General features: G+C 73.0%; 14 protein-coding genes, 1 tRNA gene and 1 riboswitch. Of the genes, 8 read left to right on the top strand and 7 right to left on the bottom strand.

Annotated elements, in window-relative coordinates; all coding sequences use genetic code 11:
* Nucleotides 1–73: 73 nt before the first annotated feature.
* The gene (locus AC5K6T_RS24235) at nt 74–961 is read right to left on the bottom strand and encodes an IS3 family transposase (RefSeq protein ID WP_493212105.1); all 888 of its coding nucleotides are present in this window, start codon (nt 959–961) and stop codon (nt 74–76) included.
* Nucleotides 958–1,257: a transposase gene (locus tag AC5K6T_RS24240; protein WP_461025418.1), complete on the bottom strand. Its 300-nt coding sequence runs from the start codon at nt 1,255–1,257 to the stop codon at nt 958–960. The genes AC5K6T_RS24235 and AC5K6T_RS24240 overlap by 4 nt, the downstream gene beginning before the upstream one ends.
* 675 nt (nt 1,258–1,932) lie before the next feature.
* On the opposite strand from AC5K6T_RS24240, the gene AC5K6T_RS24245 reads away from it, so the two are divergent.
* The 5 genes from AC5K6T_RS24245 to AC5K6T_RS24265 all read left to right on the top strand — a co-directional run bounded on the left by AC5K6T_RS24245 (nt 1,933) and on the right by AC5K6T_RS24265 (nt 7,180).
* Nucleotides 1,933–2,397 (top strand): hypothetical protein, encoded by a 465-nt coding sequence (locus AC5K6T_RS24245; RefSeq protein WP_493212107.1) that lies wholly within the window; start codon nt 1,933–1,935, stop codon nt 2,395–2,397.
* 79 nt (nt 2,398–2,476) lie between these two features.
* Complete coding sequence (locus tag AC5K6T_RS24250) at nt 2,477–4,006, top strand: hypothetical protein (RefSeq protein ID WP_493212109.1); 1,530 nt, start codon at nt 2,477–2,479, stop codon at nt 4,004–4,006.
* A 36-nt stretch (nt 4,007–4,042) separates the two neighbouring features.
* Nucleotides 4,043–4,741: an ABC transporter ATP-binding protein gene (locus tag AC5K6T_RS24255; protein ID WP_493212111.1), complete on the top strand. Its 699-nt coding sequence runs from the start codon at nt 4,043–4,045 to the stop codon at nt 4,739–4,741.
* On the top strand, nt 4,738–5,934 hold the full coding sequence (locus tag AC5K6T_RS24260; RefSeq protein WP_493212113.1) for an FtsX-like permease family protein: 1,197 nt from the start codon (nt 4,738–4,740) through the stop codon (nt 5,932–5,934). Before AC5K6T_RS24255 ends, AC5K6T_RS24260 begins: the two co-directional genes overlap by 4 nt.
* Nucleotides 5,935–6,043: 109 nt before the next feature.
* Nucleotides 6,044–7,180, top strand: coding sequence for a dihydrofolate reductase family protein (locus AC5K6T_RS24265; RefSeq protein WP_493212115.1), 1,137 nt, complete (start codon nt 6,044–6,046; stop codon nt 7,178–7,180).
* Nucleotides 7,181–7,297: 117 nt separating this feature from the next.
* Here the strand turns inward: AC5K6T_RS24265 and AC5K6T_RS24270 are convergent, their stop codons facing one another.
* The gene (locus AC5K6T_RS24270) at nt 7,298–8,107 is read right to left on the bottom strand and encodes an SUKH-3 domain-containing protein (protein WP_493212117.1); all 810 of its coding nucleotides are present in this window, start codon (nt 8,105–8,107) and stop codon (nt 7,298–7,300) included.
* Between the two features lie 176 nt (nt 8,108–8,283).
* On the opposite strand from AC5K6T_RS24270, the gene AC5K6T_RS24275 reads away from it, so the two are divergent.
* The 3 genes from AC5K6T_RS24275 to AC5K6T_RS24285 all read left to right on the top strand — a co-directional run bounded on the left by AC5K6T_RS24275 (nt 8,284) and on the right by AC5K6T_RS24285 (nt 11,406).
* Nucleotides 8,284–8,357: transfer RNA gene (locus AC5K6T_RS24275), tRNA-Met, on the top strand.
* 376 nt (nt 8,358–8,733) lie between these two features.
* Nucleotides 8,734–9,927 (top strand): PP2C family protein-serine/threonine phosphatase, encoded by a 1,194-nt coding sequence (locus tag AC5K6T_RS24280; RefSeq protein ID WP_493212119.1) that lies wholly within the window; start codon nt 8,734–8,736, stop codon nt 9,925–9,927.
* 265 nt (nt 9,928–10,192) lie between these two features.
* Nucleotides 10,193–10,351, top strand: a riboswitch (cyclic di-AMP (ydaO/yuaA leader).
* Between the two features lie 11 nt (nt 10,352–10,362).
* Nucleotides 10,363–11,406, top strand: coding sequence for a M23 family metallopeptidase (locus AC5K6T_RS24285; RefSeq protein ID WP_493212120.1), 1,044 nt, complete (start codon nt 10,363–10,365; stop codon nt 11,404–11,406).
* A gap of 112 nt (nt 11,407–11,518) precedes the next feature.
* On the opposite strand, the gene AC5K6T_RS24290 is transcribed toward AC5K6T_RS24285, so the two are convergent.
* From AC5K6T_RS24290 to AC5K6T_RS24305, 4 genes are all read right to left on the bottom strand, one after another.
* Entirely contained in the window at nt 11,519–12,868 is a 1,350-nt protein-coding gene (locus tag AC5K6T_RS24290) for a PrsW family intramembrane metalloprotease (protein WP_493212122.1), read from the bottom strand.
* A gap of 52 nt (nt 12,869–12,920) precedes the next feature.
* A complete protein-coding gene (gene trmB, locus AC5K6T_RS24295; RefSeq protein WP_493212124.1) occupies nt 12,921–13,853 on the bottom strand; it encodes a tRNA (guanosine(46)-N7)-methyltransferase TrmB in 933 nt (310 codons plus the stop codon).
* Between the two features lie 938 nt (nt 13,854–14,791).
* Complete coding sequence (gene lhgO, locus AC5K6T_RS24300; RefSeq protein ID WP_493212126.1) at nt 14,792–16,000, bottom strand: L-2-hydroxyglutarate oxidase; 1,209 nt, start codon at nt 15,998–16,000, stop codon at nt 14,792–14,794.
* Between the two features lie 100 nt (nt 16,001–16,100).
* The gene (locus tag AC5K6T_RS24305; RefSeq protein ID WP_493212127.1) at nt 16,101–17,525 is read right to left on the bottom strand and encodes an NsdA family TPR-like regulatory protein; all 1,425 of its coding nucleotides are present in this window, start codon (nt 17,523–17,525) and stop codon (nt 16,101–16,103) included.
* Nucleotides 17,526–17,680 lie beyond the last annotated feature (155 nt).

A 17,680-nucleotide genomic window follows, 5' to 3' on the forward strand; every position in this document is an offset into this window, starting at 1 on the left:
AGCTCATCGTCGCGAAGCAGAGCCAGCACCTGTGGGTCTGTGAAGTTTCCCCGTGATCTCGGACACGTGATCGCTATGCCGCGAGAGCGTGCTGGTGCCGTTGCCTGGTTTCGGCCGGGGTGAGGTAGCCGAACGTGCGGTGCTTGCGTAGGCGGCGGCGGTTGTAGAAGGTCTCGATGAAGGAGAAGACCTCGGCGCGGGCGGTGGCCCGGTCGGGCCAGGTACGGGTGCCGATCTCTTCCTTGAGCAGGGCCCAGAAGCTCTCCGCGGCGGCGTTGTCGAAGCATGATCCGGTGCGTCCGCAGCTCTGCCGCAGCCCCAACTTCCCTATTCGTTGCCGGAACTGAGTCGAGGTGTATTCGCTGCCGCGATCGCTGTGAACCACGCAGCCGGGCTCGAGTCCGCCCCGGCCGTGGGCCATGTCGAGAGCGTCGACCACCAGCTCGGCGCGGTGGTGGTCGGCCATGGCGTAGCCGACGACCTCGCGGGTGGCCAGGTCCAGCCAGCAGGCGAGGTAGAGCCAGCCCTCGGCGGTGGGCAGGTAAGTGATGTCGCCGACCAGCTTGGTCCCGGGGCGCTCGGCATGGAAGTCGCGGCCGATCAGGTCCGGGGCCGGCTTCGCTCTCGCGTCCGGCCGGGTCAGCGAACGCCGTCTGCGCCGGGTGACGCCGCGGATGTCGCGCTCACGCATCACGCGGGCGACGCGCTTGCGGTTCACCCGTCGGCCCAGGCGGCGCAGTTCGGCATGGATACGTGGGACACCGTAGGTGTGCCGGGAAGCGACGTGCACCACGGTGATCTCGTGTGCGAGGGCGTCGTCGGCGGCCTGCCTGGCACAGCGGGCGGCTTCGCCCTCGCACCAGGCGTAGTAGGAGGAGCGGGCGACCTTCAGCACCCGGCACAGCAGGACGATCGGATAGTTCGCCTTCTCCGCATGGATCAACCGGTACAGCTCGCTCACCGGTCGTTCTCCTTCACGAAGAAGGCCGTCGCTTTTTTCAGGATCTCGATCGTCTGCTGCTGTTCACGGACCTCCTTGCGCAGTCGCTTGAGCTCCTCGCGCTCGACGCTGGTCAGCTCACCGGACGTGCCCTCGCCCTGGTCCGCCTTCGCCCGGCGGTACCAGCCGCGCAGGGACTCGGAGCTGATGCCGAGTTCCCGGGCGACGGCGGTAACCGTCTTGCCCGAGGAGTCGACGAGCGCGATCGCGTCCCGCTTGAACTCCTCGGTGTACCGCTTCGTGTACTTACTTCCCACCTGGTGCTACTTCCTCTGGAACCTCAAGATCCCAGTCTCCAGGTGTCCACGATCAAGGGGAAGCTTCACTACCGCAACGCCCCCGGCTCACAGGCAGTTCGAGCTGGGGGCGCGTTCGTATCCCGGTCGCCGGCGGCCGGCCGGCGGTGGGCCCGCGGCCTCGTAGCTCCGGTGCCGGCCTCGACGTGGGCCGCTCCGTGGCCGAGACCTTGCCCGGCCGCCACGGTTCACCGCCCGGCATACGCGGCAGCGGCGTGTGCGCCACCCGGGTGCCGTGCGGCAACTCTCGAGATGTGCAGTGCCCTGTGCCCCGGCGTGCCGGTGCCGTCGCGGACCCTCGGTGAGTTCGAGACGCACCAGCCTCTGGCTGGGGGAGACCTGTCGCACGGCGCCCTGGTCCGCCTCATGCCGGGGCGGGCGCCGTGGTCTTGTCGCCCGTCATCTCCGTCCGCTGCTGTCCCGCGTAGGGGTGAACCGGGATGTCCTGGAGTGGCCGGAAGGCGCCCCCGATCGCTGTCGGCAAGCGGGTCGGGCGCCCCGGCCATTCGTTTCTCCGCCGACGTCACGGCGCAACAGAGGGCGTTTTTCGGTCACCGGTATGGATCGGCGCAACTCATAGCATTCGATGCCTTGTCGGGTCACCAGGGCGCATGCCCCACGAGTACAGGGAGACGAGTGAAGAGCACCCTTCTGACCGCGGGACTCGCCGTGGTCCTGATCGCGGGTACGGCCTTTCCGACTGCCGCCGTGTCGGACTCCGGGTCGACGGATCTGCCCGGCACCGGAGCGAAGGTCCAGGTCAACGCCTGGCACTGCAACGTCTATGCCGACAAGTGCTCCTTCAAGACGTCCACCAAGGTGTTCCGGGGCAGTCACAAGTACAAGGTCAGAAAGATCACCAACACGGCCACCGTGAAGGCCAACGGCTGGCAGGCGACGCTCTCTCTCAGCCCGAGCGGTACCTACGTCAGCGAGAACACGCGGCAGGTGAGCTGGACCAACAAGAACACCTGGATCGCCGACATCAGCGGCATCGCAGATCCGGGTGGCTCACTCAACACGAGCATCACCACCTGCTCGGACGGTGGCGCCTTCACGGCCGGTGTCAAGGCGTTCGCCTCGGCCTGCGCCAACGACTGACCGCGTGAGGAACCGTCTTCCCCGGGCGGCGGCCCCCGGGTATCGCCGGTGGGCGTTCAGCACCACGGTGGCGGCGGCCGTGGGCGTTCTCGGCCTCTCGCTGTTCGGCGGTGGCCCGATCGACCGGCCGGTTCCGCCCGGTGACCGTCTGGCGGAAGGGCTCGACGCCCTGCGCGGCGCGAACGACCTGGTACGGGCCACGCGAGCGGACACCGGCCGGGTTCCCGCGCTGTATCCGACCGCGTACGGGCGCCTGGAAGCCGCACTCGCGCCGACTGCCGGAACCCCGTCGGCCATCCTGCCGGCCGCTCTGGCGGATCTGGCCCGGACCGACGCCCTGGACACTCCGGCCTGGCGCGCCCACTACGTGTGTCTGGCCATGACGAGGGCACCGGTCCGGGCGGCGGCAAGAGTCCTGGAGCGGGCCGGGCTCCGAGAGCGGGCCGAGGCCGAGGCGCTTGCCTACCTGCGTACACCGGACGCGGCGGACGACCCCTTGACCTCGCTGGCCACACGGGCGGCCTTCCTGCGGACCCTGACCTGTCTGGGCCGCACCGACTCCGTACCGCCCGACGCCCTGCGGCACCTCGTGGCGGACACCGCGCACACCGCCGAGCCCGTCCCCGTGCTCTACGCCGTAGAGGCGCTTCGGTCGGCCGGGGTGAGCGGTCGTGCGACGTATGCGCTGCGGGATGCAGGCGCTCGACTGACGGCCGACTGCGAAGCTCTCGATCCTCTGCGGCGGGCTGCCCTGGCCCTGCTGCACGGGCACCTGCCGGACAGCGCGCGCGCATGCCTGCTGCCCGCGCTCAGGGACGGCGACACCCAGACCCGTTGGATCGTCCGCAGGGCCTTGGCCCGGGACGCCGACAGGGCCTCGACGTCGCTGCCTCCCCCCATGGGCACCGTCCGGCCCGACGGGCTTGTCGACAAGGCACCGGCGCAGTTGGGCACGCTGACCGCCACCTACAACGCGGCGCGGGCTCTCACCGCGGCCGGCCGGCACCGGCGTGTGCCGCCTTGGCTGAAGGCACGCCTGACGGAGTTGGGGACCGACCACGGACTCGACCCGTCCGACCGGATCCTCCTCGCCATGATCTGCCACCGGTTGTCCCTGTCCTGCGGCCCACAGGCCGCCGCGGGCGTACGGCAGGCGGTCGAGTCGGCGGTGCCCGCCCGCCTCACCGAGGAGAACCAGCGCCGCTGGTACGGCGCGATGGCGGCACGGGCCGAGTTCGGCCTCGGGTGCGGGCACACATCGGCGGAACTGCCGGAAGAGGAGGGGAGCACCCTGTCCGCCCGTTCCCTGCGCATCGTGGCGATGCTCGCCAGCGTCGGGTGCGAGGCGCAGGCCCGGCGCCTCACCACGAGGGCCGATCTCGTGGCGCAGGCCCGCGAGGCACTTCGATCCGGGGATCTGCCGACCGCCTCCGACGCGGTCGAGGCGGCGCTTGTCTCCGACCGCAGCATCCCCCAGACCCTGTGGGACGACCTGCCAGGTCTCCTGGAGCCCTACCGCGATCCGCAACACCCGGACCTGTACGCCGTGTCGCCCGGCGGTGTCGCCTCCGCCGACGGCACCAGGGCTGCCTACCACCTGCTCGCCTGAACCGTCCTGATCCCGGCGGAAGGAACTCACCCGCGCATGAACATCGCCTCACCACCCGCAGTCGCGGCAGAGGGCCTGGTCTTCCACTACGCGTCAGGCGGCGGCCTGACCCGAGCGGACCTCACCCTGGAAGCAGGCACGACGGCCGCCGTGGAGGGGCCGTCAGGCTCGGGCAAGAGCACACTGCTGGCCCTTCTCGGGCTGATCCTTTCTCCGGACGCCGGCTCCCTCGACATCACCGGCACGGACACCCGCCACCTGTCAGCGGCCGAACGGGACGAACTGCGCCGGCGCGCGATCGGCCTCGTGCTCCAGGACCTCGGACTTCTGCCGTTCCTCAACGCCTGGGAGAACGTCGCGGCGGCCTACGGGTCCCGCCTGACCCGGCATCGTGCGGCGGCGCGCGACATGCTCGGCGATCTGGGCATGGCGGACCTGGCCGACCGCCCGGTCACGGAACTCTCCGGCGGCCAGCGCCGACGGATCGCCGTCGCCCGAGCCGCCGTGAAGGAGCCGGTGCTCATCCTGGCCGACGAGCCGACCTCCGGCCTCGACCCCGCGACCGCGCAGTCCGTGAGTGCCGCCCTGCTCTCCTGTGCCGAGCGCGGGGCGGCCGTCCTGCTGGTCACCCACGACCCGCTGCTCGCAGGGATCTGCGAGCAGCGCCACGTACTCGACGGGGGAGTGCTGTCACCCGCCCTCCGGCAGGACGCCGGTGAGGAGAAGCAGGGATGAGCCGCTGGAGCCTGTACACGTGGAGACGCGACGGACAGTCCCTGCGCCGGGCGCTGCCCACGCTCACCGTGCTGGCGGCTCTGCTGAGCACGTCGGCCGGTGTGACCGCGGGCGCGGCGGGCGCCGTCCAGCGAGACGTCCTGGCATCGGGCGGACTCACCCAGATCGAGCTCACCTCGTTCGAGGACGACGTGTCGGTCCGCCCCTTGACCACTGCGGCCCTGAGAGAGGCCCGGAATGTGCCGGGCGTCCGCCACGTGGTCGCGGACTACCCCTCCACCCTCTACGCGGAGGAGTCAGGGACGTACGACCTGACCAGCCGCACTCTGACCCCGGCCGACGACCTTCCCATCACACAAGGGACCCTGCCGGAACGGCTCTCCCCGGACGAGGTCGTCCTTCCCGCCACCGCGCAGGGCACGGACTTCACCCCGCTCCTCGGCCGCACGATCGCTTTCGGACATACCCGGGCGACCGGGGCCGCCTCCGGCACCACCGCGGTCCTCCGACTGCGGATCGCGGCTCTCTACGACCCGAGCTGGCAAGCCGACGGACCAGGCGTCGCCTATCTCTCCGAGTCCTCCGCCGCGCTGCTGGCCGCCGCACGGGCAGGGCAGGACCCCGAGACCTTCCGGGACAAGGAGGGCGCGCAGTCCGCCGTCGTGGTGGTCGCGCACCAGAGGCAGGTGGCCGCGGTCACCGACGCGCTGCAGGCCGCAGGCTTCTCCGCCTCCCCGGTGTCCGACCGGATCCGTCATCTGCCGGGTCTGTTCGGCGCAGCGGACCTCGCCATGCGGGCCGGGGTACTGGTCCTGGCTCTGGCTGCTGTCGGCCTGGGGGCCGTGCGAGCCGCCGACAGCGCCCGGGCCCGGCTCGGGCAGTTTGCCGTACTGCGCATTCTTGGCACCGGACGCCCCGAGCTGCGTCGGATCCTGCTGTGCGAGGCACTGCTCTCGGGCGGAGTGGCGGGCACGGTCGGCGCGGTCGTCGGCAGCGGCGCCTCCCTCGCCCTCGCGGGTCCGCTCAGCAGCACGCTCGGACTGCCGATCACACTCAGTGACTCCCTGCCAGGACCGGGCTGGACCGCCGCAGTACTGCTGCTCCCGGCTCTCGGGCTGGCCGGCGGGGTGTTGCTGGGCAGTCGGGGGGTGCTGCGGGGGGATCCCTATCTGGGGGCGCGGGCGCATGGCTGACGGTGCGGGTGGAGGCGGGGGGAGTTCCCGGGGCCCGGGGGAGGCGCGAGGATGGGGGCCCTGGTGTGTGATGCCGTCCGTTCTCCGTGAGAGTGAGAGATTCGCGCCGATGCCGTTCCCGTACGTCCTTCTCTCCGCCGCCGTCTCCCTCGACGGGTACCTCGACGACACCGGCCCGGAGCGGCTGCTGCTCTCCTCCCCGGCCGACTTCGACCGGGTGGACGAGGTACGGGCCTCCTGCGACGCGATCCTGGTGGGTGCGGGCACCCTGCGCGCCGACAACCCCCGGCTGCTCGTCAACTCCGCCGAGCGGCGGGCCGCGCGCGTCGCACAGGGGCGGGCGGAGTTCCCGCTGAAGGTCTGCGTCAGCGCCAGCGGCGATCTCGACCCCGCGGCCCGCTTCTGGCACACCGGCGGTGAGAAGGTGCTGTACACCACCGGCAGGGGTGCCGGACGCGCCGCGCGGGCGGGGCTCGCCGCCGACGTCGTCGACCTCGGCGACCGGCTCGACTGGCCCGCCGTGCTGGAGCACCTGCACGACGTACGGGGGGTGCGGCGACTGATGGTCGAGGGCGGCGGCACCGTGCACACCCAGCTGCTCCGGCAGCAGCTCGCCGACGAACTCCAGCTGGTCCTCGCCCCCCTCCTGGTCGGCACCCCCGAAGCGCCACGGCTCTTCGGCCCCGGCGGCTATCAGGGCGGCCGGCTGCGGCTGGTGGAGACCCGGCGCATCGAGGACGTCGTCCTCATGCGCTACGAGCCCACCGCCCCCGGCACCGGCCCGCGCACCGTGCCCGCCGACCGGCACTGGCTGGCCCTCGCCTGCGATCTGGCCGCGCTGTGCCCGCCGTCGGACACCGCCTTCAGCGTGGGTGCGGTGGTGGTCGGCGCCGACGGCACCGAACTGGCCCGCGGCCACTCCCGCGAGGTCGGCGACCCCCTCGTGCACGCCGAGGAGGCCGCCCTCGCCAAGATCGACCCGGCGGACCCGCGGCTGCCCGGCGCCACCGTCTACTCCAGCCTCGAACCCTGCGCCCGCCGCGCCTCCCGCCCCGCCCCCTGTGCCCGGCTCATCCTCGACGCCGGCGTCCGCCGTGTCGTCACCGCCTGGCGCGAACCCGACACCTTCGTCGCCGGGGCCGACGGCAGCGGACTCCTCACCGCGCACGGTGCCCACGTCGTCGTCCTGCCCGAGTACGCGGACCGCGCCAAGGCTCCCAACCGGCACCTGGAACCCCCCGCCTGACCTCAGCCCGGCCCAACCCGTCCTTCGCCTCCGCCCCGGCAGGGACACGGGATCTTGGGCGATCGCGCGGCCCGTCGGGAAGCGTCGTCGGGGTGGAGCCCGGTCGGCTGGGGCTGCTCAGTCGGCAGTCTCGATCCGCTCCGGGGCGACGCCCAGGATGAGCTTCTCCAGCGCGTCCCGGGCAGAGCCGAACGTAGCCAGCCAGGTCTCGACCAGGTAGATCTCGCTGTTCTCGTCGATGCCGAGGAGGAATCTGCCCTCATCGAGTTCGCCGAGGGGGAAGACGGCGCGCCCGATGGTGTGACTCCAGTCGGCGAAGCGGTCCTCCTCGCCGATCAGGTCGTCCGGGTCGAAGGTGAAGGGGGTCCTGGCGCAGGTGATCCCGGGGCCGCTGATCCGGACGTCCAGGCCACCGAACTCCGCCAAGAAGGCTTCAGCGGCATCGTGCATGCGGATCAGGCCGGTCTTCTCGAGCGCCTTGCGCCAGCGGCCCGTCGAGACGTGCCGTCCCGGCCGCCAGCCTGCCGAGCGCAGTGTCTCCTCGATCACGCCGGTTCCCCGTAGATGCGTCACCGCCGCATCGACCCATGCCTTGTCCACCGGCACGTCTTCGGGCCAGCCGGGCCGCCAGTCCGCCTGCCAGTGGGTGAAGTCGTCACGCAGGAACCGCGGGTCGACTGGCTTGAGTCGCACTTGCTGTCGCTGATCGGCCCACCAGACCTCGAATGCGGCCTCGGTCCCCTCGCTCGGCCAGCGTTCTGCGGCCGTCGGCAGAAGCAGAACATCGACGAACCCTCCGACCGGAAGACCGATGTCGACGAAGATCCCGATCGCACCCGGTCTCGGGACTGCCGTCACCGTCCCTCGGAACCTCTGGCCGAACCGCAGGCCGCTACGGATTCGAATCCACTCTTCAGCGCTGACCACCCGGACATCCTGGCACCCTGCTGTTGCACATGGCGGCCGGACGGTCGTGGTGGTGGGGCGGGGGACCATGGACGTTGAAGACGGGGTCTTCTCCTTCCGGGATCTCGAAGACGAAAGGGGGTGCGGGAAACCGTGGTGCTGGTGGTCCTGAGCATGGCGTACACTTGAATCACCGACGCGGGGTGGAGCAGCTCGGTAGCTCGCTGGGCTCATAACCCAGAGGTCGCAGGTTCAAATCCTGTCCCCGCTACTGAAGGCCCAGGGCCGGAGTCCATGTGAACGGACTCCGGCCCTGAGTCGTTCCATGACGCTTGTGCCGTCTCCCCGTCTCCCCGTCTCCCCGTCTCCCCGTGTGCTCGTACGCCACGCCACGCCATGCCACGCCCCGGTGCCGGCTCCCGGTCCCTCTCCGTGGCCGTCGCCCTGAGCCGTCCGCGTCAGGCGGCGGCCGCGTCAGGCGGCGGCCGGCCCGCCTGCGTGCGCCGGCCCGCTCCCGGCGTAGCCCGGTCGGACCGTTCCGCTCGCCGCGCGGGGGTGCACCGGCGAGGCTGGACGGACGGGCCGAGGCGCGGCCCGACCGTCGACGTACGCCGGGAGACAGGGTGCCGGCTGGTGAGGTGAGGGGTGTGGGACCGCCCGTCGGGCCGGTCGGCGGCTCGGCGGCCGCAGCCGACGACCGGCGGCGGATCTCGTCGACCCGTGCCTTCGTCCGCGTCCTGCCCGTCCTGCTGATCAGCGCCGGACTCGTCTACGACGCCCTCACCCCGGACGTGTACGCCGCCGCACCGTTCTTCACCGCCGCGCCCCTCGTCGCCGCCCCGCTGTACTCACGGCGCGGCACGGTGCTCATCGGCTCCGCCGCGGTCGTCGTCGTCCTCACCCTGCACGTGCTGATGGGCATCGCCCTGGAGGCCGAGGCGGTCACCGAGCAGATCACCGTCGTCACCGTGGCGTTCCTCGCCGTCGTCATCAACGTCCTCGTCCGCCGCAGCAGCGAGCGGCTCGCCTCCGCCCGGGAGATCGCCGAGGCCACCCAGCGCGCCGTCCTGCCCGAGCCCGCCGAACGGATCGGGGGCCTCGACATCGCCGCCCGCTACGAGGCCGCGCAGGAGGACGCGCTCATCGGCGGCGACCTGTACGCGGTGCAGGACACCCCGCACGGGGTGCGGCTCGTCGTCGGGGACGTCCGCGGCAAGGGCATGGGTGCGGTGTCCGCGGTCGCCGTCGTGATCGGGGCGTTCCGGGAGGCGGCCGAGCAGGAGGCCACCCTGGCCGGTGTCGCCGACCGGCTGGAACGCGCGCTCGACCGTGAGGGGGCGCGTCGGGCGGGCCTGGACGCGCTGGAAGGGTTCACCACCGCCGCGCTCGCCGAACTGCCGCACCGCGAAGCCCTCGCACGCGTCCTCAACCGCGGGCACCCCCCGCCGCTCGTGCTGTACGGCGACGGCACCGTGCGCCCGGTGCACCCGCGCAGCCCCGCGCTGCCGTTGGGCCTCGGCGACCTCGGCCGCGGGCCGGACCGGGTCGAGGAGGTGCCCTTTCCGGGCGGGGCCACCCTGCTGCTGTACACCGACGGGCTGTCCGAGGCCCGTGACGCGGACGGCGTCTTCTACGACCCGGAGCTGCGGCTCACCGGCCGGGTCTTCCGCGGGCCCGCGGCGCTGCTGTCGGCTCTGGCGGAGGAGGTACGCGGCCACTCGGGTGGCGCACTCGGCGACGACATGGCCCTGCTCGCCGTCCGCCGTCCCCTGGATGCGGCGGGCTCCGCGGGGGCCGAGGGGTCCGCCGGCAGGAGGAGCGGGGGCGGCGGGTCGCCGTGAGTTCCGGAGCCGCCCGGCGGCGGGTCTTCTCCGGCTCGCGTCACGCGATGTGATCGGACGGGTGCCCTCCGCATAACAGCTGAGTAAACGTCAGAAACTCGGACGTCGTGGGTGCCGGGTCAACTCGCCCGGCTTTCGCCCCTCCTGGGGTGAATCTCCTGCCCGGAAACTGCAATGATCAAGCCGAACAGCTTGGAAAGAGGGACCCGCTTCTATTACTGTCCGATAACGCAGCGGTCGTCCCAGCCGTCACAAGAGGCGGCTCCGTGCGCACGCGCCGAATCCCGCAAGGGAACCGGGGAACCACCAACTTGGGGTGAATCACGCGAATGCCCGCCGTGCACCGACGGCCGGTATACGCGCGTAGGAGACCTTCCTGTTCCGAACCCGTCAGCTAACCCGGTAGGCGAGAAGGAAGGAAAGGAGTACGCCCACGTGGCGTCCAACCGGCCTGCCCCGCAAGCCCCGTTCGTGCCGGGCCAGCGTTCCGCCGACACCGCCGAGGTCTTCGCCTACGGCGGCCCCCGCACCGACGACGGTCCGTGGGAGGAGTGGAACCCCACCGCGGACACCGTCCGCCCCGTACGCGGCAGGCACCGGGTCTCCAAGCAGCGCGGCGGCGGACTCGCCCGCAGCTCCACCGTCCTCGGCGTCGGCGTCATAGCCGCTGTCGGCGCCGGCGGCATGGCCAGCGCCCAGTCCGGCAAGCCGCCGGTCGCCATCTCCATGCCCGACCTGCCCTCCGTCGGCACCCTGCTGTCCGACGAGGAGCAGCCCGCCGAAGAGCCCGCCGCCCCGCTCAGCGGCATCGGCACCACGGCCGCCGACACCGCCCAGGGCGCCGACGACGCAGGCGAGGCCCTGCGGGCCCGCATCATCGCCCAGGCCGAGCGGCAGCAGAGCCAGGCCGACACCAAGGCCGCCCAGGCCGCCCAGGCCGCCGCGGCGAAGGAACTCGCCGAGGCCGCCGCCAAGGCCGAGAAGGAGGCCGAGGCCGAGGCCGCCGCCGCGAAGGCCGCCGCGGAGGAGGAGGCCCGCAAGAAGGCCGAGGCCGAGCGGCTCGCCGAGCTGGCCCGCCAGTACACGCTGCCGACCTCCTCGTACACGCTCACCTCCCTCTTCGGGCAGGCCGGCTCCATGTGGTCCTCCGGCTACCACACCGGCCTGGACTTCGCCGCGCCCACCGGTACGCCCATCAAGGCCGTCCACACCGGCACGATCACCGAGGCCGGCTGGAGCGGGTCGTACGGCTACCGCACGGTCCTCACCCTGGAGGACGGCACCGAGCTCTGGTACGCGCACCAGTCCTCGATCAACGTCAGCGTCGGCCAGAAGGTCAACACCGGCGACGTCATCGGGCGCGTCGGCGCCACGGGCAACGTCACCGGTCCCCACCTGCACCTGGAGGTCCACATCGGCGGGGCCGCGGGCGGCGTGGACCCGCTGGCCTGGCTGCGCGAGCGGGGTCTCACCCCCTGAGACGCCCCTGCCGATCCCGCACGGCACCGGGCGCCCCCCCGCCCGGTGAGGTGCCCCGGCCCGCCCCGTCGGGCCCGGAGTGAACCGGCGGTCCTGACGACACCCCCCGACGTCAGGGCCGCCGGTTCCTCATGTGCGGTACGGGGCCGGGGACGGGCTGACCGCACTCGTGGCCGTGGCCGTGGCCGTAGTAGTCGTCGTCGTAGCCGTGGTGGGCGGTCGTGGGTGTCCGGCGGGGCGGTGCGGCCGCCGCCCGCGCCGCGTACCGCAGCGCCGGTCCGGCCGTGGTGCGGCCCGCCCACAGCGCGTGCAGCAGCTCACGTTCCCGTGCGGTGAAGTCCGCACCGGCCCCGTTCCGGCGGCCCCGGTGCCGCAGGAACGCCAGTGACGCCGCGGCCGCCTCGTACCGGGCCACCTGACGGCCCGCCGCCCTGCCCAGATGGCGCGCCGCGTACGCGCGGGCCAGCCCGCGGGCCCGCATCGAGCCCAGGACGTACGGTTCCGCCGGCGTCAGCCAGCCCGCCGTCACATACACCCCGAGCTCCTCGCGCACCGCGTGCAGCTCCCGCTGACGCGTCCGGATCAGCAGCCAGGTCACCAGGCCGAGTGACGGCACCATGATCGCCCCGTACACCACGGGGAAGCCGTACCCGCCCCACGCCACCGCGCCGTTCCACACCGCGTGCAGGCCCGTCGCGGGCAGCAGACCCGCCAGCGGCAGCAGCACCCTGCTCCGCGGCCGGCCGTCACCGCACAGCGCGGCGGCGCCGAACCCGATCCCGGTCAGCACCGTGAACAGCGGGTGCGCGAACGGCGACATCACCACCCGCACGAAGAACGTCACCGCCGTCACCGAGGTGAGCCCCGCGCCCCCCGTCAGCCGGTCCGTGCCGAAGGCGCTGCCCAGGTAGAGGACGTTCTCCGTGAAAGCGAAGCCCGTCGCCGTGACACCCGCTATCACCACACCGTCGACGACGCCGGTGAGATCGCGGCTGCGGAACAGGAACACCAGCAGCACCGCCGCCGCCTTCGCCGACTCCTCCACCACCGGCGCCACGAACGTCGTGCCCAGCGCGTCCGCGCCCGCCGGATCGGCCGTCGCCGCCGCGATCCAGCGCATCGCGAAGCCGTTCGCGACGATCGCGATCAGCGCCGCCGCGCCCGCACCCCACGCGAAGGAGAACACCAGGTTCCGCAACGGGCCCGGAGCCACCCGGTCCAGCCACCGGAACGCGGCGAGCAGCAGGGGCACCGGCAGCACGGCCAGGCCCAGGCCCACCACCAGGCCCTCGGTGCCGGTCTGCTCGCGCACCAGCGCCAGGATCACCAGACCCGACACCGCCAACAGGCCGGTCAGCGCGGCCCGGCCCACCCAGGAGGGCCGCCCCCGGGGACCGCCCCCGGGCGCGGCACGTCCCGGCCGGACCGCGGGAGGCGTCGCGTACGGGGGACGACTGGCCACGGCATCGACCCTAGCGAGGCAGGGGCGCGGCCCGCCGACGGGCGGGCGGGACTCAGCCGCCCTGGGGTTCCTGCGGTGCCTGGGGTTCCTGCGGTTGCTGGCGTTCCTGGGGTTCCCGCGGTTCCAGGGAGGGGCGTGCCGCCGGACCGACGGCCTCGGCCGGCCCGGTCACGGGCTCCTGCGCGCCGGGGGCGTCGGCCGAGGGGGCCACGCGGCGGAACAGAACGTCGTTCACGACATGTCCCTTGTCCAGTCCCTGACCCTCGAAACGGGTCAGCGGCCGGAACGCGGGACGTGGCGCGAAGCCGCCCTCCCGCCGCGTGTTCTCGAAGTCCGGGTGCGCCGTCAGCACCTCCAGCATCTGCTCCGCGTACGGTTCCCAGTCCGTCGCGCAGTGCAGCAGCGCGCCCGGCTTCAGACGGGTCGCGGCCAGCGTGAGGAACTCCGGCTGGATCAGGCGGCGCTTGTGGTGCCGCTTCTTCGGCCACGGGTCGGGGAAGTAGACCCGCAGGCCGTCCAGGGACGCGGGCGCCAGCATCTCGCGCAGCAGGATGATCGCGTCGCCGTTGCCGACGCGGATGTTGGTCAGGCCGTGGTGTTCGGCCAGGCCGAGGAGATTGCCCTGGCCGGGGGTGTGGACGTCCACCGCGAGGATGTTGGTGTCCGGGTCCGCCGCGGCCATCTGCGCGGTGGCCTCTCCCATGCCGAAGCCGATCTCCAGCACGACGGGGCGGTCGTCGCCGAACAGCCCGGCCGGGTCGTCGATCCGGTGGCCGTCGATGTCCAGGCCCCACTTCGACCACAGCCGCTGCAACGCGTCGGCCTGGCTCGCGGTGACGCGGCTGCGGCGCGGCTGGAAGCTTCGGATACGGCGCTCGAAGTGGGAGCCCGCGGGGTCGGGCTGCGGGCCGTCGGGGAAGCGGGGGGTGCCCTTGGCGCGGAGGTGGGGGCGTGAGGGGGCGGCGGGGTTCGGGGAGTCAGACACAGTGGGTCGATTTTACGGGGCGGGTTTGGGGGGTGGCCCTCGCGTCCTTGCGGTGGCCTGGCGCGGCCTGCGGAGGCGGGGAGGGGGCGGTGGCCTCTGCGGCCTGCGGAGGGGTGCGGCGGTGCCGGGGGTTTGCGCAGTTCCCCGCGCCCCTGTCGTGGGGTGCCGGCGGTGGGCGGGTGCGGGTGCGCGGGCGTTGTGCGTGGCTCCTGCGCCTCTGTGGTGGGTTGCCGGCGGTGGGTGGGTGCGGGTGCGGGTGCGGGTGCGGGTGCGTCGGGGCTGTGGGGCTGTGGGGCTGCTCCCCGCGCCTCTGCGATGGGGCGCGGCCGGTGGGTGGGTGCGTGCATCGGTGGTGGGTCGGGGCCGCGCCGGGGGGTGTCCGTCCTCGGGCCGGCGGTGGGGTGGGCCGGGTGGTGGGAGGGGTTGTCGCCGGCCGCTGCGGGCGGGCACCCCCCGGCACGTCCCCTCGCCGCCGTGGGCGGCCTTCCGCCCTCGCGGGCGCCCCCGTCGGCATGTGTCTGGCCGTCGTGGGGGGGGGTCGTTTCTCGGCTCGTTCCTTCGCTGCCGTGGGCGGCCTTCCGCTGTCGCCGTGGGCTCCTCGTCGGCGGGTGTCTGGTGGTCGTGAGGGCGGGTGCCTCTCGGCTCGTTCCCTCGCTGCCGTGGGTGGCCTTTCGTTGTCGCGGGCGCCCCCGTTGGCATGTGTCTGGCCGTCGTGGGGGGGGGGTCGTTTCTCGGCTCGTTCCTTCGCCGCCGTGGGTGGCCTTCCGCTGTCGCGGGCGCCCCCCGTCGGCAGGTGTCTCGCCGTCGGCAGGTGTCTGGCCGTGGGTGGGTGTCTGGTCGTGGGTGGGTGTCTGGTCGTCGTGGGGGCGGGCGTCTTCCGGCGGTACGTGCACTTGTCGGGCGGGCCGGTGGCCGGGGTCCGGGGGCCGGGGGCCGGGTCAGAGGGTGGAGAGGGCGGTGAGGGTGCGGCGGGCTATCTCGCGGCCGATGGGGAGGGAGGCGGTGGCGGCGGGGGAAGGGGCGTTGAGGACGTGGACGGCCCGGGGGGACTCCCGGATGAGGAAGTCGTCGGCGAGGGTGCCGTCCCGCAGGACCGCCTGGGCGCGGACGCCGGCCGGGGCGGGGACGAGGTCTTGGGCTGTCACGGCGGGCAGCAGGCGGCGCACCGCCGCGGTGAAGGCGGGGCGGGACAGGGAGCGGTGGAGTTCGCCCGCGCCGTAGCGCCAGTGGCGGCGGGCGATGCGCCAGGAGCCGGGCCAGGCGAGGGTGGCGGCCAGTTCGCCGGGCCGCACCGTCGTCCAGTCGTATCCCTCGCGGGCCAGTGCCGGTACCGCGTTGGGGCCCACGTGGACGCCGCCGTCGATGCCGCGGGTGAGGTGGACGCCGAGGAAGGGGAAGGCCGGGTCGGGCACCGGGTAGACCAGGCCGCGCACCAGGTCCGGGCGGGCCAGCTCGAAGTACTCGCCGCGGAAGGGGACGATCCGCATGCCCGGGTCGTCGCCGGTCATGCGGGCGATCTCGTCGCAGTGCAGGCCGGCGCAGTTCACCAGGAACCGGGCGCGGACGACGTCGCCGCGGGTGGTGCGGACAGCCACGCCGAGGGCGGGGCGGCGGTCGATACGGCCGGCCTCCGCGCCGTAGTGGATCTCGGCTCCGGAGGCCTGGGCCAGCCGGCGGGCGACGGCGGCGAAGTCGCACACGCCCGTGGTGCCGACGTGGATCGCCGCCAGGCCGCGTACCTCGGGCTCGTACTCGGCGATCTGCGTGGGGCCCAGTTCGCGGACCGGGATGCCGTTCTCCCGGCCGCGCTGCACCAGGGCGTGCAGCCGGGGCAGCTCGGAGCGCTCGGTGGCCACGATCAGCTTGCCGGTGACCGCGTGGTCGATGCCGTACTCGGCGCAGAACTTGACCATCTCGGCGGCGCCCCGCACCGCGTAGCGCGCCTTGAGGGAGTCCGGACGGTAGTAGATCCCGCTGTGGATCACGCCGCTGTTGCGGCCCGTCTGGTGCCGGGCCGGTCCCGTCTCCTTCTCCAGGACGGTGACGCGCGTACCCGGCGCGGCCCGGGTGATCGCGTACGCCGTCGACAGCCCGACGATGCCACCACCGATCACGAGCACATCGCAGTCGTATGCGGTCTTCCGCACCTGGCTCCACCTCCCGGTTCCGATAGTGCACTGCGCCACTGACAATGCTTTGAAACCAGGAGCGGGGGTCCCGGCGGCCACCGGGTCACGAAACCGTGCCTCAGGCCGTGGTCATGAGCAGGGGACGGGCCCGCTCCCGCAGCTCCACCACCCGCGGCTCGTCCCCGTAGGGTTCGAGGCGGTGCAGCAGGTCCTTGACGTACTCGGTGGTGCGGGCGGAGGAGATCCGCCCGGCGACCTCCACGGCCCGCACGCCCTGCTCGCACGCCGCGTCGAGGTTGCCGGACTCCAGTTCGGCGACGGCCGACACGACGAGCCGGAGGCCGTGCGAGCGGACGAACTCCTCGGTCGGCCGGGACAGCGCGTACTCCGTGAAGCGGCGCACCTGGCGGGGTGCCTTGAGGTCGCGGTAGCACTCCGCGGCGTCCGCGGCGAAGCGGTCGTAGGAGTAGAAGCCGAGCCAGCTCGGGTCGCTGTCGCCCTCGCGGGACCGCTCCAGCCAGCCCTCGGCCGCCTTCAGGGCCGCGCCGGCGGCCTGGGCGTCCCCCGCGCGGGCGTGGGCGCGGGCCTCGACGAGGCGGAAGAAGCTCATGGTGCGGGCGGTGGCCAGGCCGCGGTTGCGCTCCAGGGCGGCCTGGGCGAGGTCGACGCCCTCGTCGCCGAAGCCCCGGTAGGTGGCCTGCAGGGACATGGACGCCAGGACGTACCCCCCGAGGGGGACGTCCGCGGCCGCGCGCGCCAGGCGCAGGGCCTGGATGTAGTAGCGCTGGGCGGCCTCCTGCTGTCCGGTGTCGAAGGCCATCCAGCCGGCGAGGCGGGTGAGTTCCGCGCTGGCGCCGAACAGGGCGCGGCCCACGTCGTCGGAGTAGGAGCCGAGGAGCAGCGGGGCGGCCTCCACCCGCAGGCACTCGGGGACCATGGACGACCGCCAGTCCCCTCCGCCGTACTTGGAGTCCCAGCGGCGGGCGTCCTCGGCGGCCTCCCGCAGCTTCTGCACATCGCTGTGGCCGACTTTGAGCGGTGCGCCGGAGCCCTCCGCGGGGCCCGCCTCGCGCGCGACCGAACTGTCGGCCGGGGTTATCAGCCATCGGGACGCGGGGGTGGCGTACGCGGTCACGGCGAAGGACCCGGCCAGCGACTGCCAGATACCGCCGGAGCCGGCGCGGCGGCCGGCGAGGTCGAGGCGGTAGAGCTCGGTGGCCGACCGCACGGCCTGTCCGACGTCCCGGGGGAAGGCGAGGCCCACCTCGGGTGCGGGGTCGGCGTCCGCGAGGCCGATCTCGTGCAGGGGTACGGGGCGGCCGAGTTTCTGGCCGATGGCGGCCGCGATGAGGTGCGGGGCGGCGCCCTGGGGCACCATGCCCTTCGACACCCAGCGCGCCACGGACGTCTTGTCGTAGCGCAGGGTCAGCCCGCGCTGTGCGCCCAGGTCGTTGACGCGCCGCGCGAGTCCTGCGTTGCTGATTCCCGCGAGGGCGAGAACGGCGCCGAGTTTCTCGTTCGGCCCGCGTTGCTCCCTGGACATGCGCCACCCCTCGACACAGACGGCTGTCGCGCTGGCATAACCACGCGGCATTCGTAAACCCAGCGTAGTTCGCCGCATCCCAAGCGTTAAGGGGCATTCTTCCGGATGGCGGGATTGTGGTCCGTACTGGAGTACGCCCCGGGCACGGTGCGTTG

This window comes from Streptomyces sp. B8-7, assembly GCF_058833805.1.